Origin of the sequence: Clostridium estertheticum (genome assembly GCF_011065935.2) — a bacterium.
GTDB classification, from domain to species: domain Bacteria; phylum Bacillota; class Clostridia; order Clostridiales; family Clostridiaceae; genus Clostridium_AD; species Clostridium_AD estertheticum_A.
In genome coordinates, this window is the sequence record NZ_JAAMNH020000001.1 from 5,164,589 (window position 1) to 5,189,377 (window position 24,789).

General features: G+C 32.1%; 21 protein-coding genes, 3 tRNA genes and 1 rRNA gene. 3 read left to right on the plus strand and 22 right to left on the minus strand.

The window, feature by feature from the left end:
• Positions 1-245: 245 nt before the first annotated feature.
• The 12 genes from tuf to G9F72_RS24690 form a co-directional block, all read right to left on the minus strand.
• Positions 246-1,439: an elongation factor Tu gene (gene tuf / locus G9F72_RS24635; RefSeq protein ID WP_164959273.1), complete on the minus strand. Its 1,194-nt coding sequence runs from the start codon at positions 1,437-1,439 to the stop codon at positions 246-248.
• Positions 1,440-1,519: 80 nt separating this feature from the next.
• Positions 1,520-1,595 (minus strand) — tRNA-Thr (locus tag G9F72_RS24640).
• A 9-nt stretch (positions 1,596-1,604) separates the two neighbouring features.
• A tRNA-Gly gene (locus G9F72_RS24645) sits at positions 1,605-1,679 on the minus strand.
• 70 nt (positions 1,680-1,749) lie between these two features.
• On the minus strand, positions 1,750-2,361 hold the full coding sequence (gene sigH, locus G9F72_RS24650; protein WP_411955972.1) for an RNA polymerase sporulation sigma factor SigH: 612 nt from the start codon (positions 2,359-2,361) through the stop codon (positions 1,750-1,752).
• Positions 2,362-2,466: 105 nt separating this feature from the next.
• Positions 2,467-2,976, minus strand: coding sequence for an NYN domain-containing protein (locus tag G9F72_RS24655; RefSeq protein WP_164959275.1), 510 nt, complete (start codon positions 2,974-2,976; stop codon positions 2,467-2,469).
• Positions 2,977-2,979: 3 nt separating this feature from the next.
• On the minus strand, positions 2,980-3,765 hold the full coding sequence (gene rlmB / locus G9F72_RS24660) for a 23S rRNA (guanosine(2251)-2'-O)-methyltransferase RlmB (RefSeq protein ID WP_224676321.1): 786 nt from the start codon (positions 3,763-3,765) through the stop codon (positions 2,980-2,982).
• A 322-nt stretch (positions 3,766-4,087) separates the two neighbouring features.
• Positions 4,088-4,912, minus strand: a complete 825-nt coding sequence (gene thyX, locus G9F72_RS24665; protein WP_187356103.1) for an FAD-dependent thymidylate synthase — start codon at positions 4,910-4,912, stop codon at positions 4,088-4,090.
• Positions 4,913-4,914: 2 nt separating this feature from the next.
• A complete protein-coding gene (locus G9F72_RS24670) occupies positions 4,915-5,337 on the minus strand; it encodes a Mini-ribonuclease 3 (RefSeq protein ID WP_164959277.1) in 423 nt (140 codons plus the stop codon).
• A gap of 19 nt (positions 5,338-5,356) precedes the next feature.
• Positions 5,357-7,069 carry a proline--tRNA ligase gene (locus G9F72_RS24675; RefSeq protein WP_164959278.1) on the minus strand — a complete coding sequence of 571 codons (1,713 nt, stop codon included), beginning with the start codon at positions 7,067-7,069 and terminating at the stop codon, positions 5,357-5,359.
• Positions 7,070-7,423: 354 nt separating this feature from the next.
• Positions 7,424-8,116 (minus strand): 2-C-methyl-D-erythritol 4-phosphate cytidylyltransferase, encoded by a 693-nt coding sequence (gene ispD, locus G9F72_RS24680; protein ID WP_164959279.1) that lies wholly within the window; start codon positions 8,114-8,116, stop codon positions 7,424-7,426.
• 25 nt (positions 8,117-8,141) lie between these two features.
• Positions 8,142-9,248 (minus strand): PIN/TRAM domain-containing protein, encoded by a 1,107-nt coding sequence (locus tag G9F72_RS24685; protein ID WP_164959280.1) that lies wholly within the window; start codon positions 9,246-9,248, stop codon positions 8,142-8,144.
• A gap of 117 nt (positions 9,249-9,365) precedes the next feature.
• Positions 9,366-9,839, minus strand: coding sequence for a CarD family transcriptional regulator (locus G9F72_RS24690; RefSeq protein WP_164959281.1), 474 nt, complete (start codon positions 9,837-9,839; stop codon positions 9,366-9,368).
• Positions 9,840-9,986: 147 nt separating this feature from the next.
• Between G9F72_RS24690 and G9F72_RS24695 the strand changes: the two genes are divergently transcribed.
• Complete coding sequence (locus G9F72_RS24695) at positions 9,987-10,391, plus strand: DUF1573 domain-containing protein (RefSeq protein ID WP_164959282.1); 405 nt, start codon at positions 9,987-9,989, stop codon at positions 10,389-10,391.
• A gap of 36 nt (positions 10,392-10,427) precedes the next feature.
• Here G9F72_RS24695 and disA read toward each other — a convergent pair whose 3' ends face one another.
• From disA to G9F72_RS24720, 5 genes are all read right to left on the minus strand, one after another.
• Positions 10,428-11,492, minus strand: a complete 1,065-nt coding sequence (gene disA, locus G9F72_RS24700; RefSeq protein WP_164959283.1) for a DNA integrity scanning diadenylate cyclase DisA — start codon at positions 11,490-11,492, stop codon at positions 10,428-10,430.
• A 30-nt stretch (positions 11,493-11,522) separates the two neighbouring features.
• Positions 11,523-12,878, minus strand: a complete 1,356-nt coding sequence (radA, locus tag G9F72_RS24705) for a DNA repair protein RadA (RefSeq protein WP_164959284.1) — start codon at positions 12,876-12,878, stop codon at positions 11,523-11,525.
• 256 nt (positions 12,879-13,134) lie between these two features.
• Positions 13,135-15,570 (minus strand): ATP-dependent Clp protease ATP-binding subunit, encoded by a 2,436-nt coding sequence (locus G9F72_RS24710; RefSeq protein WP_164959285.1) that lies wholly within the window; start codon positions 15,568-15,570, stop codon positions 13,135-13,137.
• Between the two features lie 277 nt (positions 15,571-15,847).
• The gene (locus G9F72_RS24715; protein ID WP_164959286.1) at positions 15,848-17,584 is read right to left on the minus strand and encodes an ABC transporter ATP-binding protein; all 1,737 of its coding nucleotides are present in this window, start codon (positions 17,582-17,584) and stop codon (positions 15,848-15,850) included.
• A gap of 115 nt (positions 17,585-17,699) precedes the next feature.
• Complete coding sequence (locus tag G9F72_RS24720; protein ID WP_164959287.1) at positions 17,700-18,938, minus strand: aminopeptidase P family protein; 1,239 nt, start codon at positions 18,936-18,938, stop codon at positions 17,700-17,702.
• Positions 18,939-19,232: 294 nt separating this feature from the next.
• Here G9F72_RS24720 and G9F72_RS24725 point away from each other — a divergent pair, with 294 nt between their 5' ends.
• Positions 19,233-19,913, plus strand: coding sequence for a response regulator transcription factor (locus G9F72_RS24725; RefSeq protein WP_164959288.1), 681 nt, complete (start codon positions 19,233-19,235; stop codon positions 19,911-19,913).
• On the plus strand, positions 19,910-21,409 hold the full coding sequence (locus G9F72_RS24730) for a sensor histidine kinase (RefSeq protein WP_224676246.1): 1,500 nt from the start codon (positions 19,910-19,912) through the stop codon (positions 21,407-21,409). The genes G9F72_RS24725 and G9F72_RS24730 overlap by 4 nt, the downstream gene beginning before the upstream one ends.
• A 146-nt stretch (positions 21,410-21,555) precedes the next feature.
• Here G9F72_RS24730 and G9F72_RS24735 read toward each other — a convergent pair whose 3' ends face one another.
• The 5 genes from G9F72_RS24735 to rrf form a co-directional block, all read right to left on the minus strand.
• On the minus strand, positions 21,556-21,774 hold the full coding sequence (locus tag G9F72_RS24735; RefSeq protein WP_164959289.1) for a hypothetical protein: 219 nt from the start codon (positions 21,772-21,774) through the stop codon (positions 21,556-21,558).
• Positions 21,731-21,973, minus strand: a complete 243-nt coding sequence (locus G9F72_RS24740; RefSeq protein WP_164959290.1) for a hypothetical protein — start codon at positions 21,971-21,973, stop codon at positions 21,731-21,733. The genes G9F72_RS24735 and G9F72_RS24740 overlap by 44 nt, the downstream gene beginning before the upstream one ends.
• Positions 21,974-22,148: 175 nt before the next feature.
• A complete protein-coding gene (gene fusA, locus G9F72_RS24745) occupies positions 22,149-24,227 on the minus strand; it encodes an elongation factor G (protein ID WP_164959291.1) in 2,079 nt (692 codons plus the stop codon).
• Between the two features lie 346 nt (positions 24,228-24,573).
• Positions 24,574-24,648, minus strand: a tRNA-Asn gene (locus G9F72_RS24750).
• 8 nt (positions 24,649-24,656) lie between these two features.
• A 5S ribosomal RNA gene (rrf, locus tag G9F72_RS24755) occupies positions 24,657-24,773 on the minus strand.
• Positions 24,774-24,789: the final 16 nt, after the last annotated feature.

The window sequence follows — 24,789 nt, forward strand, 5'->3', positions numbered from 1 at the left end:
CTCCCGGTTTTCCATCTATTTAAGAACGCTAGTGTTTAATAAGCACTATGCTATCTTTACTATTTTTTATTTTACTTAAACAATTTATCACAACTTAATAGATATGTCAATGGATTAGTTCAAGGTGTTTTTTCATTAAACGTTCCTTTTACCACAAGTTCAACATTCATATCTTATTTTCTAGGAACTAGGCATTACGCCTAGCTCCAGTTCATTTCTGATTTAGTTGTGCATTATTTCTTATATTATTTAACTATTGAAGTAACAACGCCTGAACCTACTGTTCTTCCGCCTTCTCTTATAGCAAATCTTAATCCTTCATCCATTGCTACTTGAGTAATTAATTCAACGTTCATGTCTATGTGATCTCCTGGCATTACCATTTCCATTCCATCTGGTAATTTGATTGATCCAGTTACATCAGTTGTTCTGAAGTAAAATTGTGGTCTATATCCGTCGAAGAATGGAGTATGTCTTCCGCCTTCTTCTTTTTTAAGTACATATACTTGACCTACAAATTTATCATGGGGATGTATTGAGCCTGGCTTTGCAAGTACTTGACCTCTTTCAATATCAGCTCTTTGTACTCCTCTTAATAATGCTCCGATGTTGTCTCCTGCCATTGCTTGGTCTAGAAGTTTTCTAAACATCTCGACTCCAGTACATACAACTTTTCTTTTATCTTCGGAAAGTCCAACGATTTCAACTTCTTCTCCAACCTTAAGTATCCCAGTTTCAACTCTTCCTGTAGCAACTGTTCCTCTACCTGTGATTGTAAATACATCTTCTACTGGCATTAAGAATGGTTTATCTGTTAATCTTGTTGGTGTTGGAATGTAAGTATCAACAGCTTCCATTAATTCCATTATGCATTTTGTTGCTTCTTCATCTGATGGATTTTCTAATGCTTTTAATGCTGATCCTGTTATGATTGGAATATCATCACCAGGGAAGTCATACTCACTTAATAGTTCTCTTACTTCCATTTCAACAAGTTCTAATAATTCTGGATCATCTACCATATCTGCTTTATTTAAGAATACTACTATATATCCTACTCCAACTCTGCTTGCTAGTAGTATATGCTCTCTTGTTTGAGGCATTGGACCATCTGCTGCACTAACAACTAGGATTGCTCCGTCCATTTGTGCGGCTCCAGTGATCATGTTCTTTACATAATCTGCATGTCCTGGGCAATCAACGTGTGCATAATGTCTATTTACTGTTTCATATTCAACATGCGCAGTGTTGATTGTAATTCCTCTTTCTCTTTCCTCTGGTGCCTTGTCAATTTGGTCAAATCTAGATGCTTGTGCTAAGCCCTTAGTTGCAAGTACTGCTGTTATTGCTGCCGTTAATGTTGTCTTGCCGTGATCTACGTGTCCTATTGTTCCAATGTTTACATGTGGTTTAGTTCTTTCAAATTTTGCTTTTGCCATTTTGTATTCCTCCTTATTTGAATAATTACACTTTAGTGCAAGTAAACTTATCCTAGTGTGTTGCAGGACCTTAATAATTATGGAGCCCATAACCGGGATTGAACCGGTGACCTCCACCTTACCAAGGTGACGCTCTGCCGACTGAGCTATATGGGCACTTAATTTTGGAGCGGGAAACGGGTATTGAACCCGCGACACCCAGCTTGGGAAGCTGGTGCTCTACCACTGAGCTACTCCCGCTGACGTACAACTTAAAGCTATACACCAGTTATTAATTCTACTATTGTTTGCCTTCCTTGTCAATACATTTTCACCTTTTACTTAGACATTTCTCCAATTTTCTTTTTACTCTTTGAAGAGCATTATCAATTGACTTTGCATGCCTATCTAAATCGCAAGCAATTTCTTGATAGGATTTACCATCTAAGTATGACATTAACACTTCCATTTCCAATTCTGAAAGAACTTCCCCAATTTCATTTTGAATACTTATTACTTCTTCACGGCTTATAACCAGTTCTTCAGGATCGGTAATTTTAGCACCTGATAACACATCCAATAGTGTTCTATCTGATTCCTCATCATATATTGGTTTATTTAAAGAGATATATGTATTAAGAGGAATATGTTTTTGGCGAGTGGCTGTTTTTATTGCTGTAATTATCTGCCTTGTAACACAAATTTCTGCAAAAGCCCTAAAAGAAGATAATCTATCAGCCTTAAAATCTCTAATAGCCTTGTAGAGACCTATCATTCCTTCTTGATAAATATCCTCTTTATCTGCCCCAATCAAAAAATATGACTTAGCCTTGGCTTTTACAAAATTTTTATATTTATTAATTAAATATTCTTGAGCTCTAACATTTCTCTTTTGTGCTTCAATTACTACTTCTTCATCCAACCTATCTTCAAAGCATGACATATCCACACTTACTCTAACTATTTTCTCCAATAAATATCCCCTCCACACCAAACATGTGTCATATAGATGATTATACCTTAGTGGAATTTCCATAGTCAAGACAATTCAAAGGTTCCTTCGTATTTTCTCAAGTTTTTCCAATGTTTTTTCATCTATTCTCTCTTCTATGCTATTCCTTTTTTCCAAATATTTTTTTTCTGTCTTAATTCGTATTTTTTTTTCAATGCTAATTACTTCATGATAAAATTCAATAGAAGACATTCTAATTGCACCTCTTTGAAACGTAACCTGCTGTACTAAAGAGTCAGATGTAACTACGCATATCTCAGATTTTCGACCTATATTATTTACGGTCCTTTCAATGTAATTATCCGCAGTTTCCCCTTCTCTTGTAAAAATCACGACTAAGTCACCTTGTTTTTCTTTTTTTTCAAGGCTTCCTTTAACCATGTGTGCATCAAAAACTATAATCATTTTATAACCTTTAAATTCCGAGTAGTTTTGAAGAGTGTCAATAAGTTGCTGCCGGGAAGATTCATAACTGAAATCTTTAATTGCTTTAAGATTTGGCCAGCTATTAATAACATTATACCCATCAACAAAAAATGTTTTCACGAATTACTTGATTTTTTGTTTCATAATTTCATACATTATTATACCACCCGCAACTGATGCATTCAAAGAGGTTATTTTTCCAACCATAGGTATCTTTACTAGCACATCACATTTTTCTTTTGTAAGTTTAGAAATACCTCTGCCTTCACTTCCAATTACAAGAGCCACCGCACCAGTGAAATCAGTATCAAAAATATAGCTTTCAGCCTCCATATCAGCACCATAAACCCAAACTCCACGTTCTTTGATTTCTTCTATGGCTGCATTTATATTAGTTACTTTTGCTATTTTTACATGTTCAATGGCACCAGCTGAAGTTTTATAAACTATTGGTGTAGCTCCTACATTTCTCCTCTTAGGTATTATTATACCGTGAGCTCCGCATACCTCTGCAGTTCTTATTATAGATCCAAAATTATGAGGGTCCTCAATTTCATCTAAAATAATTATAAAAGGCTTTTCTCCTTTTTCCTCTGCATATTTAAATATATCATTTAATCCAAAGTATTTATAAGGTGTTACTACCGCCATAACTCCTTGGTGTGATGAAGTTTGAGACATTTCATCTAACTTTCTTCGGTCTACTTCTTTGGTAACAATTCCCTTTTCTTTAGCTAATGCTAATACTACACTTATCGATCCTACCAAATCACCTTTGGCGATAAGAATATATTCTATAGTCCTATCTGATTTTAACGCTTCTATAACTGCATTTCTTCCTTCAATTAAATCTTCTCTCAATATTTGGGGTTCAGTTTCACCACTGGCATTATTAGTTCTAGGATTTATTTCAGTTCTCTCTTTAGTAACCTTTTTATTTTCTACTACTTTGTTTTTATCTTCTCTGTTACCTAAGCCGTCATGATTTTCTTTTGCACTTGCATCGTCGCCTCTATATCTTCTGGTAGTCGCTGCTTTTTTTTCATATTTACTACTTGAAAAACTTTTGCCTTCTTTTGAACCACCTTTGCTACTTGAAAATCCTTTGCTTTCTTTTGAACCCGCATCGCTAGTTTTAAATCTTTTAGAAGCTACTCCACTTTTTTCTCCTCTACTACTTGAAGCTCCTTTACTTCCTTTGTTTTCTTGATATTTTTTATTATCACTCATTTTAAATTACCTCTTTCTTTATCAATTTAATTGCGTATTCTTTTCTTATATCCATGGTTTTTCCACAAGACATACCACCTTCAGGACATGGTCCATTGACACAACTTGGTCCTGCATATTTGAACAATATCGGTGCTACAATTCTTACTTGCATAAGCATTGTTTTTGCCATTTGACGTATTTCCCACTGAGCTCTAGTACAACATCTCTGATTAAAGAAATGAATTAGTTCTCTAGCGTTCATAGTAACTATTATTTTAGTTTCGCAAGCATTTGGAAACACATACCGTGCGTCTTCAATAGCTTTTTTTTCAGCTTTGCCCTTTAGAATTTTGTATTGTTTTTCCTCAATCTCTTCAGGACTTGTCAATTTTTTATGAATTAAATACTCTTTTATAAGATTATCTAGCTCATCCCTGTACAATATCTCTACTAAATGATTATACTCTATTTGAACACGATTCATAGATTCTATAAAAATTTTCTTTGCGCTTTCATTTTTCTCTATATCTGGAGGAATTATGTATTCGAATTGTTGGAGCTTTACATATCTCTGACTTTGTTGAGAATAAGAAGCTACCCTATGTCTCACCAATTGATGGGTTAAACTTCTAGATATCCCCTCAATTGCAAAAGTAAAACTCACATGTTCAATTGGTGAATGATGCCCATAAGTCATCAACATATCCAGAAGTTTCCCGGTTTTTTCCTCATCTAAATTTTCTAGTATTTCATCCACACCTACGGGGCTATAACAAAGTTTAGCTGCTGCTGCTACAATTTTTTCAGGATTTGGTGTGTGCTCTATTAATTTAACCACTAGCATAATTACTCATCCCCCAAATCAAAGTTTATAATTTTCTCAAAAATATGGTTTAACCTTTCATTCTGTTCACTTAAATATAAGAACCCTACTAAAGCTTCAAATCCCGTGGCCCACTTATATTCATTCAGATCCGCATTTTTGGGAGTAGTTCCACTTTTTGAATTTCTGCCCCTTTTAAAAATACTAAGTTCTTCTTCACTTAAATTTTCTATAAGGAATTTCATATACTCACTTTGTGCATGTGCTTTTACATATGAAACTGCTTTAATATGAATTTTGTGAGCATTCATATCTCTATTTTTTTCTACAAGATAGGCTCTAATAAACACCTCATAAATTGCATCCCCGACTATCGCAAGCACAAGTGGGTTTAATTGTTTAACTTCATCTGTTGTAAATTTCCCTTTAAGCATATTAAATTCCATGTTTATTCTCCTTTTATATCTACAAGGTTATGTTATTATTCGCAAATTCTTGTTTAATTCTATCAATCACTGAACCTATTTCTATTATTTCATTATCCTCCGCACATCGCAATTTAAACTCAACACTACCTTCAGAAATCTTTTTACCTATAGTAATTCTTATTGGAATTCCAATTAAATCTAAATCCTTAAATTTAACTCCAACTCTCTCGTTTCTATCATCCATAAGAACCTCTACGCCTATTTGTTTCAGGCTATTATAAATTTCCACTGCAATTCTCATCTGCTCTTCATCTTTTATAGATACAGGTACTACTACTACTTGATATGGTGCTAAAGCCATTGGCCATTTTATACCATTTTCATCGTGATGTTGCTCTATAATAGCTGCCATTGTTCTATCAATACCTATGCCATACCATCCCATAACTAGTGGCATATTTTTTCCATCTTGGCCTATAAAAGTTGCTCCCATAGACTGTGAATAAGTAGTCCCTAGTTTCATTATATGTGCTACTTCTATGCCTCTATCAAGGGTAAGCTCCGATCCACACTTAGTGCATTTGTCTCCCTGCGCCGCCTTTCTATAGTCTCCAACCCCGCCCTTAATGTCTCTCTCATAATTAACATTTTCATAATGATATCCTGTATCATTTGCGCCAACCATAAAATTATACATACTAGCTACTTCAACGTCTACTAATAATATATCAGATACAATACCAATAGGGCCTGCAAATCCAATCTCTGCAGAAGTTGCTCTCATTACAGTTTCTTCATCTGCCAATTCAAATTTAACAGCTCCACCTATTGCATTTATTACTTTACTCTCATTTAACTGTCTATCTCCACGTACCATAACAGCAACTACTCTGTCATCCGCTTTAAAGATAAGCGTTTTTGCAAATTTTTTATTTGTGGTATTAAAGAACTTGGCTAATTCCTCTATGGTTTTTACATTTGGAGTTAATGTTTTTTTAAGTTCTTTAAAAGCCTCTTTTTCCCCTGGCTCTGAATTACTTGGTGCATTTTCCATATTAGCGGCATAGCCACAGGTGCTACAAATAATTATCTCCTCTTCGCCCACCTCAGATTTAACCACAAATTCTAATGAAGCCGAAGCTCCACTTGCTGCTGCATCAGCCTCTACATCCTTGCATTTAAGGCTACATCTTGTAAAAATATTATTATAAGCATTATACATTTTATTGTAAGATATATCTAGTCCTTCATTGTTTTCATCAAAACTACAAGTTTCACCCATTATGAATTCTCTTGATCTAATAACCCCAAATCTTGGTGTTTTCTCATCTCTATACGCTGTTTGAATTTGGTATAGATTCAAGGGTAGTTGTTTATAAGATTTAATTTCATTTCTAGCTATATCTGCAAATGCTTCTTCATGGGTAGGTGCTAAACATAATTCCCTTTGGTGTCTATCCTTTAATTTAAACAACTCTTCCCCAAAAATATTCTCTCTTCCAGATTCTATTAATAGTTCTGATGTCAGAAGCATTGATGCTAAAAATTCCTGTGCATTTGCACTGTCCATTTCCCCTCTAACAATTTCTTCAATCTTTTTTATCACTTTTATTCCAAATGGCATATAATTGTAAACTCCTGAGGACATCTTCTTTATCATTCCGGCTCTTAGCATTAATTTATGACTCCATACTTCTGCCTCAGTTGGTACTTCTCTTAATGTACTTATTAACATTTTTGATAATTTCATGAATGTTCCTCCCTATATAGCTTAGGCCTAGTAAAAAAATAACTAATCAGTAAACTAGTATTTTTCTTAGATGCCTTATTTAAAATAATAAGATAGCAAAAAATAAAAAACTCACCCTGTTTTAGGGCGAGTTAATTCGCGGTACCACCTAAATTTGTACTTATTTTTTAACGATATATACTACCGGTAGTTTTGCTACAGCTCCAAAGTGGGTTCAAAACCTTTGAAAATCTCTCAACCTAGTATTTTCTCTCTGTAAAGTGGCCTTTACTATTCCTTATCATTGCCTAATATTTAATTGTAAAAAATATTCTTTATAGTTATTAATAATAATACCTATTAAATGTTATAGTGTCAACTGTGGAATCTTTCTAATATTTGTTTTCCCACTTCTAAATCCTCAGGCGTTGTGATTTTTATATTATCGTAGCTGCCCTCATAAAGATATACCTTATTACCATACCTTTCAACTACCATTGTATCATCAGTTACTATGATATCCTCTTCACTTATTTTCATATGACATTTTAATATAAGGTCATATTTAAATGCTTGGGGTGTTTGAACACAAAATAACTTTTCTCTATCAGGAGTTTGCACGGAAAATCCTAAGGAGTCCACGATTTTAATAGTATCCTTAGGCTTTACCCCACAGGCAGTGGCTCCATATAAATTAGCATACATCACCGCACTTTTAATAATAGATTCGCTTATAAAAGGCCGCGCACCATCATGAATGAGTACAATTTCACAATTTTGTGTAGCCTTCAGACCATTTAGCACGGAATGTTGCCTCTCAATTCCACCAACAATTACATCAACTACTTTTAAAAAATTATATTTATTAATTATTTCTTCTCTGCAATAATCAACTTCGCCTTCAGCAACAACTACTATAATTTCATCAATACAATCGCATTGCGTGAAAGCTTTTAAAGTATAATACAAAATAGGATAATCTTTAATTTTTAAATATTGCTTATTAATACTCTCGCCCATCCTGCTTCCTTTACCAGCCGCCATAATTATGGCACAGTTTCTACTCATAAAAAACCTCACTTACGTAATATGATTAACTTTTTACTAAAGAATCCTTGTTTTTAGCGAAAATCATCCTACCCGCAGCAGTCTGAAGTACTGATGTTACAATAACAACTATATTTTCCCCAATATAACGTCTTCCGCCTTCAACAACAATCATTGTGCCATCATCCAAATAAGCTATTCCTTGCCCGGATTCTTTTCCATCTTTCATCACTTGAATTTTCATTTCTTCCCCTGGAAGAACCACTGGTTTTACTGCATTTGCAAGTTCATTAATATTTAAAACTGGAACCCCTTGAAATTCAGCTACCTTGTTAAGATTAAAGTCATTGGTAATTACCTTGCCATTCAAAATCTGAGCTAATTTCAGAAGTTTGCTATCCACTTCTGCAATATTCGGAAAATCTTTCTCCCAAATTTCAACTTCAATGTTTAATTCCTTTTGAATTTTATTTAATATATCTAGTCCTCTTCTTCCTCTATTTCGCTTAAGTCCATCAGAAGAATCGGCAATATGCCTAAGCTCTTCTAATACAAAAGTAGGTATTATTAGTGGGCCTTCAACAAAACCTGTTTGACATATATCAAATATCCTACCATCAATTATTACGGATGTATCTAGAACCTTAGGGTTTTCATTAGTAAATCCCTTGACCTTTTTATCTTTGAATCCATCTTTCTTTTTAATGCTTGTAAAAAAAGATAAGATTTCGTCTCTTTTTCTAGCGCAAATATCTGCTCCCAAAGCTGCCATTATGACTGTAAAAATAACAGCGATAATATTCCATATAAGAGATTGATATTTAAATAATCCTGCAAATAAAGATGCAATTACAAGACCTATTATTGCTCCACCTGTACCAAAAATAATTTGAGATGTTGGCATCTTTTGCGTGCTTTTCTCCACATAATCCATAAACTTCATTATAAAAGATACTATAATAGGAGATATTAGAAATAAAATAATGCCAAAAATCAAAGTAGAAAAAATGATGAAAATTATTCCCTGAATTGTACCACTTTTAAAATTATTAATCCCAGCTAAATAGCCTGTGCTTAGAAGCATTTCTCCTACTAAGTACCCTATAATTAGCCCTATGATTGTAAAAAGTCCTCTTAGAATTTTTTTTAACAAAAAATTTCACCTCCTTCTGAATTATTAACACTTATTCCAATTTATATCCTGTTATTATCTAATATATACTATAAGTTTCTGTATTTCAATGAAATGTGCCATACAATTAACAATTTGTTAAACTAAATTCCTTATTTTACACATTGCCTCATCCATATTAAGGTCAAGAACTAGCATTATTTCACTAGCTAACATACCTTCAACTCTTTCTAATATTTTTACCTCTCCAGGTGGAAGCATATTTTCTTTTTTTAAATAATATAAGTCTCTAATTACTTGACACATTTTTAGAGTGTTTCCACTTTGTATTTTTTTCTTATTAATTCTATATCTATTATTCCAATTACTTTCTATATAATCAGAATGGCTTGATATTGTGATTAATGTTGTTTCTAGTTCTATTTCACTTAAAACATTTCTTATCTTATAATTTTCAATCTTATCTATAGGAATCATAAAATTCATATTATCTAATAAAAGATAAATGTTTACATATTTATCTTTTATAAAATTCAATTCTCTGCTATCAATATCCTGTACATAACCAGCACCATAATCTGCTAGAAATACTCTTTCACCAATATTTAACATAACATCCCCCCCTATTAATAAAACTGCTATTGGTTTATTATATATTCAGAAGATGAAATTTGTACTTAATTTATTGACAAGAACATAATATAAAACCTATAATTAATATATTGTATTTATTTAAATCTTTATAAGGAGTTGAATACATTGAAAGATTGTATATTTGATAATTTTCAAAATTCTGTAGATGAATCACTATTACGCCATAGAAGTATTTTAGATATAATTACAAAACTTCAAGAGTCTCAGGCAAGAGTTAATAGAGCTGTTGTAAAATCTGTTACCAATTGTGGCTGCATTAAAGTTGAAGCAAAAAAGCAGTATACTCCTGATAATATGGAGGATTTGAATTTGGATACCCTTGGTGCTTCCCTTGATACTCATATGGAAGGTAAGCTTTGTGAAAACTGTAGAGAAGTGCTCGAGAGAGAACTGGGAAACAATCTTTTTTATACTACCTCACTATGTAACCTTTTGGACCTCAATTTATATGATATTATTTTAAAAGAGTATGACAAGATTAACACCTTAGGTAAATATAATATGAGATAGGAATATAGCACAAAATAAGTTAAAACTTATTTTGTGCTATATTTGTTTATCTAACATAAATTGCTCTTTTAATCTTCTTAATCCATTTTTAATAGCTTTAGCTCTTGCTTCGCCTATACCCTCTACGCTATCAAGTTGTTCATAGGACGCCTCCATTGTACCTTTTAATTCTCTAAAGTGCTTAACTAAATTTTCTATAACTGTGGCAGGTATTCTAGGTATTTTATTTAGCATCCTATATCCTCTTGGAGAAATTAGTGTATCCACTAGTGGAACGCCTACATAGCCAATTATTTTAGAAATAAAATCTAAATCTAATAGTTCTTCAGAACTCATATTTTCTATTTGTCTGTACATTTGCGTATAATCCATACCACTTTGACAATAATCTCTTATTAAGAGTATTCCATCCTCTTCAACGCTTCTAATTAACTCATTTAGTTGCATTGAAATTAATCTACCTTCATTTCCTAGTTCACAAATATATCTTTCGATCTCCCCAACTATTCTCATAACCATTTCTGTCCTTTGTATTGATGATATAACATCAAACAAGGTGGCTAAATCTTGAAATTCTAAAAGATTTAGATTACTCACTACTCGCTCAAGAACTGAAACATATTTTTCTAAGGTCTGAATAGCCTGACTTGCCTTTGCTAAGATAACACTACTATCTCTTAAAACATATTTTATATCCTCTTTGTAAACAGTTATAATATTTCTTCTTTGTGATATCGCAACAACAACAGACCCAGTTTGCTTAGCTATTCTCTGAGCAGTTCTGTGCCTTGTTCCAGTTTCAAAAGTGGGTATAGTAGGACTTGGCATAAGTTGAGTATTTGCATATAATATTTTTTTCAAATCACTGCTTATTACAATAGCCCCATCCATCTTTGCTACTTCATATATGTACGCTGGACTATATTCTGCATTTATCCCAAACCCACCATCTACAATGTCTAATATTTCCTTGCTATCTCCTAAAACAATAAGTCCACCAGTTTTAGCTCTTAAAATATTTTCAAGCCCTTCTCTAAGGGAAGTCCCCGGTGCCATTAATTTTAACATATTCATAAGTTCCTTACTTTTCTCTTCTCTCATATTTTTCTCCCTACTTAATAAATATTTTCATTAAAAACTTTTACTTAAAACATCTTTCAATGATTCTGCACCTATAATATTAATATTCTTATTAATAATTTTCTTTTTATTTCTCTCTGGTATAATAATATTTTTAAACCCTAATTTACTTGCTTCGTTAACTATTTTCTCACATTGAGCTACGGGTCTTACTTCACCCGTAAGACCAATTTCACCTACAATAATTGTTTTATCTAGCTTTATTGCTTTACCTTTTACGCTAGACAGTAGTGCAATTGCTAGGCCTAAATCTCCAGAAGTCGTATCCAAATTTAGTCCTCCTACTACATTAACATAAACATCACAATTATAAAAAGGAACTTTTAATTTTTTTTCCAGAACCGCTAAAATAAGACTTAATCTTGAATTATCCACCCCTACAGCAGTTCGCCTAGGCATTATTGCTTTAGTTTCACTAACCAAAGCTTGAATTTCAACTAATATAGGTCTTGTTCCTTCAATTATACCTATTACTACAGATCCTTCTTGACTAAAACTAGTCTCTTCTAGAAAAATACTTGAAGCATTTAATATTTGAGTAAGTCCTTCCTGTCTCATTTCAAATACACCTATTTCACTTGTTGTTCCAAAACGATTTTTCATAGTTCGAAGTATTCTAAATTCTTGATTCCGCTCACCTTCAAAATATAACACTGTATCTACCATATGTTCAAGTACCCTAGGGCCTGCAAGCTCTCCTTGCTTAGTAACATGAGCCACAATAAATAGCGGTGTACCACTAGTTTTACCTATACGCATCAATTCATTAGAGCATTCTCTAACTTGAGAAACACTACCAGGAGCCGAGGTAATAGAAGTTTTAAACAAGGTTTGTATAGAATCAATTATTACAAATACAGGTTTTATCTCATTTATATATTTTTCAATAGTTTCTACATTAGTTTCTGATACTATATACAGCTGCTTTGATACTGCGTTAAGCCTGTCACCCCTCATTTTAATTTGCTCTTCAGATTCCTCTCCTGAAACGTAAAGTACCTTTCCATATTTGTCACATATATTTTTAGCCGTTTGCAAAAGCAAGGTTGATTTACCTATACCTGGGTCTCCCGATATTAATGTTAAAGAACCTTTGACTAGTCCTCCACCAAGCACCCTATTTAATTCTTGGATACCCGTATCAAGTCTTTCATGTTCACTAGATTTAATATCCATTATACTACGAGGTGACGTACTATTGCTCATAGTAACTGCTCTTTTGAATCCAGTATCTTTCATTTCTTCAACCATTGTATTCCAACTGTTGCAACTTGGGCATTTTCCTACCCACTTAGGTTCTTCGTATGCACATTCTTGGCACACAAATACAGTTTTACTCTTTGCCATAATTCTCCCCCCCTTTAAATTCTTTTATACCTATAGGTCACCATCAAATAATAGCAAGTAATATATTGGCTTAATTATTTGCATGTGCCTATTATCTTTATTTTAAACAGTTATACCATATAAATATCATTTGTAAACTAAATTTCGCAATTTCATAAAAATTAAAAAACCACTCAAGAGTGGTTTAAACAAAAAAACTATGCTTTTTAAGTATATACTTTTTACTATATATAAACAACATCAAATGATTAAAGTATTAAAAAGTTTTAAAACTCACCTTACTATTTTTAATAAAAACACTTACATTATCTCCTTTATTAATGTTACCCTTAAGTATTTCTTCAGAAAGCATATCTTCCACCACCTTTGTAATTTCTCGTCTAAGTGGTCTAGCTCCATAAGTACTGTTAAGCCCAGCAAGAGCTAGCTGTTTTTTAGTTTCCTCATCAAAACTAATATTAATTTGTAGTTCCTTAAGGCGCTCCTTCACTACCTCAATCATTAATTCTACTATTTTATATAAATCTTCCTTTTCCAGCGAATGAAATACAATAATGTCATCTAATCTATTTAGAAATTCAGGTTTAAAGGAACGTTTTAACTCTTCCATTATATTTTCTTTCATCTTTTCGTATTCTGAGTTTACATTATTTTCTTTTATATCGAAACCTAAAGACTTCTGTTTTTTTAATGTTGTGGCTCCTACATTCGATGTCATTATAATTATTGTGTTTTTAAAATCCACTGTTTTGCCTTTTCCATCTGTTAGTCTTCCATCTTCTAATATCTGCAGCAAAATATTAGTTACGTCTGGATGAGCTTTTTCAATTTCATCGAAAAGTATAACACAGTAGGGATTTCTTCTAACCTTTTCTGTTAACTGGCCCCCATCTTCAAACCCTACGTATCCTGGTGGTGAACCAACAAGTCTTGAAACAGTATGCTTATCCATATATTCTGACATATCTATTCTTATCATATTATTTTCATTACCAAACATAGCCTCAGCTAGTGCTTTTGATAACTCTGTTTTGCCTACACCAGTGGGTCCTAAAAATATAAAAGAACCTATAGGTCTCTTTGGGTCCTTTAGTCCTACCCTTGCCCGTCTAACAGCTTTTGAAATAGACTTAACGGCTTCATATTGTCCTATTACTCTCCTGTGAAGTACATCTTCTAACTTTAATAGCCGCTCTGATTCCTTTTGAGTCAATTTTTCTATAGGGATATTAGTCCATTTTGATACCACATTGGCAATTTCAAGTTCTGAAACAATTAGTTCATCCGATTGGTTTTGAGTTTTCCAATTATTTTTAGAATTATCTAGTTTATCCTTTAATTGTTTTTCCGTGTCTCTTAGTTTAGCTGCCTTCTCATAGTCCTGTACTGATATAGCATCGGATTTCTCTTTAGAAATTTTGTCTATTTCATCTTCCAAATCTTTTAAATTTGGTGGAGCAGTTAAATTTTGAATTCTTACTTTTGCACCAGCCTCATCAATAAGATCTATTGCTTTATCAGGTAAATATCTATCAGATATATATCTATCGGATAGGCTAACAGCTGCCTCAATAGCGCTATCTGTAATCTTAACTCTATGATGTGCTTCATACTTATCTCGAAGCCCTTTCAATATATTAACAGCTTCTTCTTTACTTGGCTCTCCTACCGTTATAGGTTGAAATCTTCTCTCGAGAGCTGAGTCTTTTTCAATATACCTTCTGTATTCATCTATTGTTGTTGCACCTATGCATTGTATTTCTCCACGAGCAAGAGCTGGTTTTAATATATTTGAAGCATCAATAGCCCCTTCTGCTCCTCCTGCTCCAATAATGGTATGAATCTCATCTATAAATATAATAACATTTCCTGATTCTAGTATCTCTTGCATAACCTTTTTAAGCCTTTCTTCAAACTCTCCTCTATATTTAGAACCTGCAACCATGGAGGATATGTCTAAAGTTATTACTCTTTTATCTTTCAATATTTCAGGAATACTTCCTGTTGCTATTCTTTGCGCAAGCCCCTCTGCTATTGCCGTTTTTCCTACGCCAGCCTCTCCTATAAGGCAGGGATTATTCTTCATTCTTCTACACAAAATTTCGAGTAGCCTTTGAGTTTCATTATCTCTCCCTATAACAGGGTCAAGTTTACCTTCTCTCGCCATTTCAGTTAAGTCTTTACCATAATGATCTAAGGTTTGCGTACCATGTTGTTTTTTTTCTTTTGATAGATTGGCCTTTGGAGTATCTTCAGCACACCAATTGTTTAGTATATCATCTCTTAGTTTATTAAAGTCTGCTCCTAAATTAGCTAAAATTGTGTATGCAACACCTTCTTCTTCTCTAATTAGTGCGAGCAAAATATGTTCTGGACTAATATAATTATGATTTAAATTTCTGGCTTCTATAAGACTTAGTTCTAGTAACCTTTTGGTCCTTGGAGTCAAAGGTATCTCACTTCTTCGCATTTCTACGTCACCTTCACCTTCATACTCCAACACTAACTTTTTTACTCCTTCTGAAGAAATTTTCATATCATTCAATGATTTTTTACATAGCCCATCTTGCTCTTTTAGAAGACCTAAAAGTATATGTTCTGTACCTACATAGCCATGTTTTAATCCCTCGGCCTCTTCTTGAGCATAGACCAATACCTTTTGTGCTCTTTCTGTAAATTTATTAAACATCATATTCAAATACCTCACTTGCTATGAATTTACTTATACTTTTAATTATGCCCACTTTTATTTCATTCTTGCATATCTTAATAGAATATTAATTCCCATATATTTACTATTCTATAAAACTATTTTTTCTCCTTGTCTGAAGCAATAGTTTCGTAATTACTTTTTTTACATTTTCATACATAATATTCACAGCTAATAGTTTTTATAAAATAAAAAGCTTACCTTCTAAAAATTAAGAAGATAAACTTTTACTAAACTAAACCACATATGCCTCTAAAACTTATATTACTTCATCTGGAATGTACCCCTTAAATTGAGCATTATACAATTTCGAATATATTCCAGAAGCCTCTATTAATTCATTGTGGGTACCCTTTTCCTGTATGCCTTGATCTGTAATTACTACAATTTCATCTGCATTTCTTACAGTTGAAAGCCTATGAGCTACTACAAGTGTTGTCCTACCTTTAGATAACTTTTCTAATGATTTTTGAATTATTATCTCTGTAGCATTATCTAGTGCTGATGTAGCCTCATCTAAAATTAATATTGGAGGATTTTTTAGAAACACTCTTGCTATAGACATCCTCTGCTTTTGACCACCAGATAATTTAACTCCTCTTTCCCCAATGTTTGTGTCATACCCATCAGATAGCAACATAATAAAGTTGTGTATATTTGCATTTTTTGCGGCCTCTATTACCTCATCATCAGTTGCATCAGGTCTTCCATATAATATATTTTCCTTTATAGTCCCTGTAAACAAAAATACCTCCTGTTGAACAATACCAATGTTTTGTCTTAAAGATTGCAGTGTAACATCTTTTATACTATTCCCATCAATTAAAATGTCTCCATCAGATAATTCATAAAATCTTGGAATTAAGTGACATAGGGTGGTTTTACCTCCCCCAGATGGTCCAACAATTGCTAAAGTCTTACCTGCCTCTACATGCAAACTCATGTTAGATATAATAGATGTTTTATCGTTATAACTGAATGTTATATCCTTAAGCTCTATATCCCCCAATACATTTTTAAGTACTATAGCATTATCCGTGTCAACTATTGCAGGTTCTATGTTCATTAGCTCAATAAACCTTTCAAAGCCGGCCATTCCTGATTGATATTGCTCTACAAAAGAAGTAAGTCTTCGAATTGGTTGCATAAAAAATTGTATATATAATAAATATGCTACTAAATCAGGTATATTTATCCATTTCTTATACACGAAATATCCCCCGAACCCAATAATAATAACATTTAATATGTCCACAAAAAATTTTATACCTACAGAAAATGTTGCCATATATTTATATGCATATTGCCTGGACTGCTTAAACTGTTCATTACCTTCATCAAACTTTTCCATTTCATATTCTTCATTAGTGAAGGACTTAGAAACTCTTATACCTGATATACTATTCTCTAGGTTTGAATTTACATTTGCAACTTCTTTTCTAACATCTCTAAAGGCTTCTGCCATTTTAATTCTTCTGCTCATAGCAAACCATATCATTAGAGGCACTGTTGCAAACACTATTAATGTGAGCTTTATATTGATAGTACATAGAGCAATAAAAGATCCTATAAGCATAACTGCTGAAATAAATAAATCCTCAGGGCCATGATGTGCAAGTTCTGATATTTCCATTAAGTCATTAATTATTTTAGACATAATATGTCCAGTTTTATTATCATCAAAATATTTAAAAGATAAAGTTTGAAGATGAGAAAATATATCTTTTCTCATTTCATACTGCATTCTCACACCCATAACATGACCCCAGTATTCTATTATATAGTTAAATACTAATTTTAATAAATATAAAATCGCAAGGACCGCCGTAAACATAAACACTCTACTTATATTGTTATTGGGTAGGGCTTCATTTAAAATATTTCTAGTTACCATAGGAAATACAAGATCTAATGAGGCTACTAAAAAAGCACACACCATATCCAATATAAATAACTTTTTATGAGGACCGTAATAAGAAATAAATTTTTTAATCATGATATCTTCCTCCTAATATGTTTCTCTAAAAGTCTAGTGGCAAATAATTGTTATCTCTAAAAAATAAGCAGTAATTTAAAATTACTACTTATTCACAAATATCTATAAAAATCTACTATGCCATAAACTCTTCTATTTCTTCTACAGTTTTAATTATCTGTTTTGAAAGATTTTCGCATCCATCTTCTGTAATCAATAAATCATCTTCTATTCTAATACCCATATTCTCTTCTTCAATATAAAGTCCTGGCTCATTAGTAAGTACCATTCCTGGTTTTAATTCCATGTCACGACTTCCTACATCATGAGTATCTAGGCCTAAATAATGACTTACTCCATGAAAATAATACTTAGATAATTCACTAGCCTCTTTAATAAGTCCAAGCTCTATACATCCTGCCTCAAGTACTCTTTTAGCAGTTTCATTTAAAACTGAGAACAGTATGCCTGGTTTTGCAACTTTCGTTACTGCTTCCTGGGCTCTTAGAACTACATTATAAACTTGCTTTTGTCTCTCTGTAAATTTCCCATTAACAGGGAATGTACGGCTTATATCTGCATTGTAATATTTGTATTGAGCGCCTAAGTCAAATAATACTAATTTACCTTCCTCAAGTTCGCTATTATTCTTATCATAATGGAGTATAGTTGCATTCACGCCACAAGCTGCAATAGTGTGAAAAGCGTAATCTGTTATACCATTACTTTTTAATGTAAAATCAAAATGAGCCTCTAATTGGTATTCTTTCATCCCTGCTTTAGCATTTTGCATTAGTGCTTTTATACCTTTATCTGTAATATCTATAGCTTTTCTTAATAGTTCAATTTCTTCTTCTGATTTTATAAGTCTAAGATTTGCTATTTCATGGTATATGTTTTTCATACTTAAATATGGATATCTTTCTAATGCAACTCTCGCAAAGCTTTGCGCAGAAGTCATTGATAAATGAAACTGTTGTCTTTCAAGGTCCAAACATAAATTTTCTATTTTTGTTCTATCCATAATGGAGCCAAAAACTTCTTCAAATTCTTCTAGAAACAAAACACTTTCTATGCCAGAAATTTCCTTAGCCTGCGTTTCGGGCATTTTCTCTCCTACCCATCTAGCCATAACAGGATCATTTTTTTCTATAAATAGTGTTTCGTCAACTTTACCATTTCTTTTCACTAACATTAAAATAATTTTTTCTCTATTTATGCCTGTTAAATAGTAAAAATTTCTATTTGGAGTGAATGCATATTTTTCATCTCCTGTTTTATATGGTGCCTCACCTGCAAATATCAAGGTTATAGAATTTTCTTCTAATTTATCCCATAAACTTTTTCTGTTTTTAGTAAATATCAACTTTTTCATTCGGATCCCCCCTAAGTAATTATGTATAAAAATATAAAGACAATATATTTTCCCGTTGTCTTTCCCTCTTTATAACATAACACTCAGTCTAAAAAAATTCAATATTTTTTTGTAAATTGTTGTATATTCATTAATACTTAAACTGTGACTATTTCAAAATGTACTATGTGGAAAAATATATTTTACCAATATCTATTAATATGATATATTTTTAGTAAAGAAATATATCGATGCGAGTAAAAATAATATAGAATGGAGGATTTTCAAAGGCTCACATACCTTTGAAGTAGCACTATGGAAAAAACTATATTGGTTGTTGAAGATGATGATAGATTAAGAAAGCTTATAAGTGATTATCTTAAAATAGAAGATTTCAAAGTCATACAAGCCACAAATGGAAAGGAAGCTCTTTTAGAATTCCAAAATGAAAAAATTGATTTAATTATATTAGATGTTATGATGCCAATCTTAGATGGTTTTACGGTATGCAAAACTATTAGAGCCAACTCTGATGTGCCTATAATATTTTTGACTTCCAAAAGTGAAGATGAAGATAAGCTTAAAGGGTTTGAACTTGGTGCTGATGAATATGTAACTAAGCCTTTTAGCCCGAAGGTACTTGTGGCAAGAACTATATCTCTTTTAAAGAGAATAGAAGGTACCATAGGAAGTTCAGGTAATGTAATTGATATGGCAGGCCTAAAAGTAAATCTTTTATCCCGCCAAGTACATGTAGATAATAAAGAAATCAACCTTTCCCCCACAGAGTATGATTTACTAGCCTTCCTAATTAAGAACAAGGGCATAGTTTTATCTAGAAATGCACTACTGGATAATGTGTGGGGTTATAGTTATGATGGAGACATACGAACTGTGGACACACACATAAAAAGATTAAGAGAAAAGCTCAATTATAAATCAAAATTTATTTGCACTGTACGAGGTACAGGTTATAGATTCGAGGTGATTAAGTGAAAAAGCATGGCATTACTTTAAAATTGTTTACTATTACAGTTGTATTCTTATTTATGTTTATAAGTGCAGTAATTTTGATTCAATCCTTATTCTTCGAAAAGTTTTATGTTACCCAAAAGACAAAAGAACTAAAAACTAATGTAGAAAAATTTAAAGCTAACTACAATAATTATACACCTAACAATATTTTTAATGCTATGAGTGATTTTGAAGATAAAAACAATGCAAAAATAGCTATCTTAGAAAATAATGGTACCTTAAAATTAATACAGCAGCCTCTAGTAAAAGAAAAACAATCTAGAGATTCTGAAACAATGATGCTAGCAATTAATAATTGGATATCCTCTTTAGAAAATTATTTTGATGTTTTAAGTACTAAAAAAACAATAGTTTATACTTTTAAACACCCTTCTCTATATACGGACAATTTAGTTTTAGTGTCGCCAGTGCTCGCAAATGGTGAAATAAAAGATATTGTTTTTGTACTATCCACGCTTCAACCTGTTGGTGAGGCTGCTTCCATTACAAGAAAATATTATATTTATGTTTATATAGCTGCAGTAATTTTAATTGCTATACTTTCCTTGATTTATTCTAAAATGATTTCAAAACCACTTATTTCCCTTAACTCCACAGCTTCAAAAATAGCTGAATTAGACTTTTCTGCTAAATGCCCAGTAAATTCTAATGATGAAATAGGTAGTCTAGGCAAAACTTTGAATTTTCTATCTGAAAAACTAGGCATAACACTTAATGAACTTAAAACTGCTAATGAAAATCTTAAGGGTGACATTGAAAAGGAGAAGCAATTAGAGAAAATGAGAAAAGAATTTATTGCTAGTGTTTCCCATGAACTTAAAAGCCCAATAAGTGTTATATCAGGTTTTGCAGAAGGACTTAAAGATGGAATACCTAAAGGTGATGATATAACTTACTATTTAGATGTAATAATTGATGAATCCAAAAACATGAATTCCTTAGTTTGTGACATGTTGGATTTATCACAATTAGAATCTGGAAATTTCAAATTAAACATGTTAGGATTTAATATTACCCAGTTCATTAATTCTATATATAAAAAATTCCAAAATAGCATAAATGACAAACATCTTAAATTAAACATATCAGATGATATGAGTAATGTAGTAGTTTATGGTGATCCCTACCGGATAGAGCAAGTTATAAATAATTTGATTAGCAATGCTATAAGATACACTCCTCACAATAAGACAATAACAATTGCACTCAAAGCGCAGGAAAATAGCATATTAATTCAAATAGAAAATGAAGGAAGTTTTATTGAAAAAGTAGACTTAGATAGAATTTGGGATAAGTTTTACAAAGTCGATAAGTCAGGTAACAAACATCTTGGTGGTACTGGCCTTGGTTTGTCTATAGTTAAAAATATATTATATCTTCATAAAAGTAATTTTGGAGTTTTAAATACAGATGCAGGCGTTTGCTTTTATTTCACTTTAGCGATTATAGAACCCTAATGGTTAAATCATAACATGGCAGTTTTATAATTTTATGCATAATAAAAAAATAAATTTCAGAAAGTCTCCTTCTGAAATTTATTTCTTGAAAATATTTAAAAATTAATAGTGATAGACTACATATATATTACTTAAATCACTTAATATTATAAATCCTCATTGCTATGGCTTCGTAGTACATATTCTACATCTGCAGATAGTACCATTGATTTTGAAATAATCGTTGAATCTAAATAGATATTATTTTCCAGTGGATGTGGTGTTACCATGCCAGGGTAGTCTGAACCATATGCCTGCTCTATTAACCTAGTCTCAATAATATCATCTTTCCCTTTCCTTTTGCGATGTGATATAATACTCGCCATTTTGCGTTCCTCCTTGTTCTACAATAGTAAAATAATTGTTTTCTAACATTTTACATAATATTTTCATTTCTTCAGGACTTTTCATTTTTGAAGTAATTGTTAACTTATCATTTTGCTCAATTAACCCCATATAATCATGAATGCTGCTATAATCACTTAAGTTAATATCAGAAATAAGGTCTAATCTATATTCAGACATTCACTTCTCTCCTCTTTGGCATATTTAATATTAGTGTTTGTAATTCTAGGTAAAATATACGTATTAATATAATATTTTTTATTTATCTAATATCTTTATATTTTAATATTTTAATATTTAAAGCAAAAAAAATAAAACCGTATAACTACGATTTTATTTCATTATTATTTTATTTCTATTCCACATTTCTATGAGCTTCAATTATTTTATCAATTCCCTCTGGAGGTACTTCTTCATATCTTTCAAATTTCACTCTGAAATTTGCCCTAGCACCAGTCATTGATCGTAAATCAGTTGCATAATTAAATAGCTCTGATTGTGGCACCTCCCCTATGACTTTCTGTCCTCTTTCAACAGACTCCATCCCTAGTATTCTACCTCTTTTTTTATTTATATCTGTAATAATATCGCCCATATAGTCTTCTGGACAAGTTACTTCCACGTGCATAATTGGCTCTAATATAACAGGATTTGCTTCTTGAAGACCTTTCTTATAAGCTAAGGTGGCAGCCATTTTAAATGCCATTTCTGAAGAATCCACAGCGTGATATGACCCATCATGTAAGGTTGATTTAAGCCTTATAACTGGAAATCCAGCAAGTACACCATGCTGAATGCATTCTTTTAAACCTTTCTCAACAGCGGGTATATATTGCCTTGGAACTGTTCCACCTACTACTGCATCAACAAATTCTAAATCATCTGCACCGTCTATTCTAGGTTCAAATTTAATTTTTACATCACCATATTGGCCATGTCCTCCAGATTGTTTTTTATGTTTGCCTTGAACATCAGAGGCTTTTCTAATTGTTTCTCTATAAGCAATCCTTGGAATTTCTAATGATACATCAACGCCAAATTTATTTTTCAATTTACTTACTATTACCTGAAGGTGCGTTGAACCTAACCCTGAAATTATAGTTTGTGCATTTTCTGCACTCCTAGCAATTGAGAATGTAGGATCTTCTTCTAATAACTTTGTTAACCCATTAGATATTTTATCTTCATCACCTTTAGATTTAGTTACAATAGCCCTTGAAAATACTGGTTGTGGAAAATCCATAGTATCATACATTAATAGTCTGCCACTATCACAAAGCGTATCTCCTGTAGTAGTATATTGAAGTTTTGAAACAGCACCTATATCACCTGCCTCAATTTCATGAGTTGGAAATTGCTGTTTACCTCTTAAGAAATACAGATTACCCATTTTTTCTTCTTTTTCTTTGTTGGTATTATATACCATTGTATCACTCTTAGCTTTCCCTGTAATTACACGAAACATCGATAGTTTACCTACAAATGGATCCGCAATAGTTTTAAATACTAATGCCGAGAATGGATCAGTATCATTAATTTTAACTTGCATATATTTATTGTTTTTTATATCTTTTGCGCTGTAAAGAGTTGTATCAATAGGTGATGGGAAACATTCAATCATATCTTCTAATAAGGTATTAACTCCTATACCTAGCAAAGCAGATCCACACATTATAGGTGCAATTTCTCCCTGCGATGCTCCTTTTATAAGCCCATGGTATATTTCTTCTTCACTTAGAGAACCCTCATTAAAATATTTATCTAATAAAACTTCATCAGTCTCAGCTACAGCCTCCATAACCATTTGTTTACACTCATCCACTTTATCAATTAATCCTTCTGGAATATCGCTATCTTCCATGTTATGTGTTTTAGGATTAAATATTCGAGCTCTTCTAGATATTACATTTATTACACCTATAAAATTTTCTTCACTACCTATAGGATATTGAATTGGTACTGCAGATATCCCAAACTTTTCTTTTATCTGTTGCAAGACTACTTCAAAATTACTATTTTCTCTATCTAGCTTATTGATAAAAAATGCTCTAGGTAGATTATGCTCATTGATATATTCCCAGGCTTTTTCGGTTCCAACTTCTATACCTGATACACCACAGACAGTTATCATTGCCATATCTACAGCTCTTAAACCCTCAATCATTTCACCTATATAATCAAAATATCCAGGCATATCTACTAAATTTATTTTCACATCTTCCCATTCACTTAAAGCTACCGATGTAGAAATAGATGTTTTTCTCTTCTTTTCTTCACTATCATAATCACTAACTGTAGTACCATCATCAACTTTACCGAATCTATCTATAGCTTTTGTGTAATAGAGTATTGATTCCATTATTGTAGTTTTTCCCGAACCACTATGTCCAACAATTCCTACATTTCTTAGATTGTTGCTTTTATATTCTTTCATATACAATACCTCCTAGCTTTTCGTTAGATATATATTCATTTATACTACCTCTATCATATATTCTACCTTTAAATAAAAAATCCTTTTTAAATGACTAAATTTTCTAAATAGTCTGAGAGTATCACTAAACATTATATTATCCCTTAAAAAACATAAAAGTATCAATAATATAAAAGTATCAATAATATAAAATTATTGATACTTAAGTATATATTTATAGTAAATAGAAGTTATTACTAATAATCTATATTTACTATAAAAATTTATGTAGTATATGTTATAACAGAATAATTTTCTACAAAATAAAAAAAAGCTATTAATTAGCTTTTGAATACTTTAAATAAAATGGCTCCGCGAAAAGGATTTGAACCTTCAACCTATCGGTTAACAGCCGAGTGCTCCACCGTTGAGCTATCGCGGAATATTTTAACCTGGCGACGACCTACTCTCCCACAAGGTTGCCCCTGCAGTACCATTAGCGCATTGAAGCTTAACCTTCGTGTTCGGTATGGGAACGGGTGTTACCTTCATGCCATAATCACCAGATTGAGAAAATTTATAT

What these genes read in the sequence shown, in the direction of transcription:
- tuf (WP_164959273.1), bottom strand. Translation starts at nt 1,439, where the DNA reads ATGGCAAAAGCAAAATTTGAAAGAACTAAACCACATGTAAACATTGGA.
- sigH (WP_411955972.1), bottom strand. Translation starts at nt 2,361, where the DNA reads ATGTCATGCTTTGAAGATAGGTTGGATGAAGAAGTAGTAATTGAAGCA.
- thyX (WP_187356103.1), bottom strand. Translation starts at nt 4,912, where the DNA reads ATGCTAGTGGTTAAATTAATAGAGCACACACCAAATCCTGAAAAAATT.
- G9F72_RS24670 (WP_164959277.1), bottom strand. Translation starts at nt 5,337, where the DNA reads ATGGAATTTAATATGCTTAAAGGGAAATTTACAACAGATGAAGTTAAA.
- G9F72_RS24675 (WP_164959278.1), bottom strand. Translation starts at nt 7,069, where the DNA reads ATGAAATTATCAAAAATGTTAATAAGTACATTAAGAGAAGTACCAACT.
- ispD (WP_164959279.1), bottom strand. Translation starts at nt 8,116, where the DNA reads ATGAGTAGAAACTGTGCCATAATTATGGCGGCTGGTAAAGGAAGCAGG.
- G9F72_RS24690 (WP_164959281.1), bottom strand. Translation starts at nt 9,839, where the DNA reads ATGTTAAATATTGGTGAAAGAGTATTTCTAGCAGATTATGGTGCTGGT.
- disA (WP_164959283.1), bottom strand. Translation starts at nt 11,492, where the DNA reads ATGAGAGAAGAGAAAAGTAAGGAACTTATGAATATGTTAAAATTAATG.
- radA (WP_164959284.1), bottom strand. Translation starts at nt 12,878, where the DNA reads ATGGCAAAGAGTAAAACTGTATTTGTGTGCCAAGAATGTGCATACGAA.
- G9F72_RS24710 (WP_164959285.1), bottom strand. Translation starts at nt 15,570, where the DNA reads ATGATGTTTAATAAATTTACAGAAAGAGCACAAAAGGTATTGGTCTAT.
- G9F72_RS24715 (WP_164959286.1), bottom strand. Translation starts at nt 17,584, where the DNA reads ATGATTAAAAAATTTATTTCTTATTACGGTCCTCATAAAAAGTTATTT.
- G9F72_RS24720 (WP_164959287.1), bottom strand. Translation starts at nt 18,938, where the DNA reads ATGAAAAAGTTGATATTTACTAAAAACAGAAAAAGTTTATGGGATAAA.
- G9F72_RS24725 (WP_164959288.1), top strand. Translation starts at nt 19,233, where the DNA reads ATGGAAAAAACTATATTGGTTGTTGAAGATGATGATAGATTAAGAAAG.
- G9F72_RS24735 (WP_164959289.1), bottom strand. Translation starts at nt 21,774, where the DNA reads ATGGCGAGTATTATATCACATCGCAAAAGGAAAGGGAAAGATGATATT.
- G9F72_RS24740 (WP_164959290.1), bottom strand. Translation starts at nt 21,973, where the DNA reads ATGTCTGAATATAGATTAGACCTTATTTCTGATATTAACTTAAGTGAT.
- fusA (WP_164959291.1), bottom strand. Translation starts at nt 24,227, where the DNA reads ATGAAAGAATATAAAAGCAACAATCTAAGAAATGTAGGAATTGTTGGA.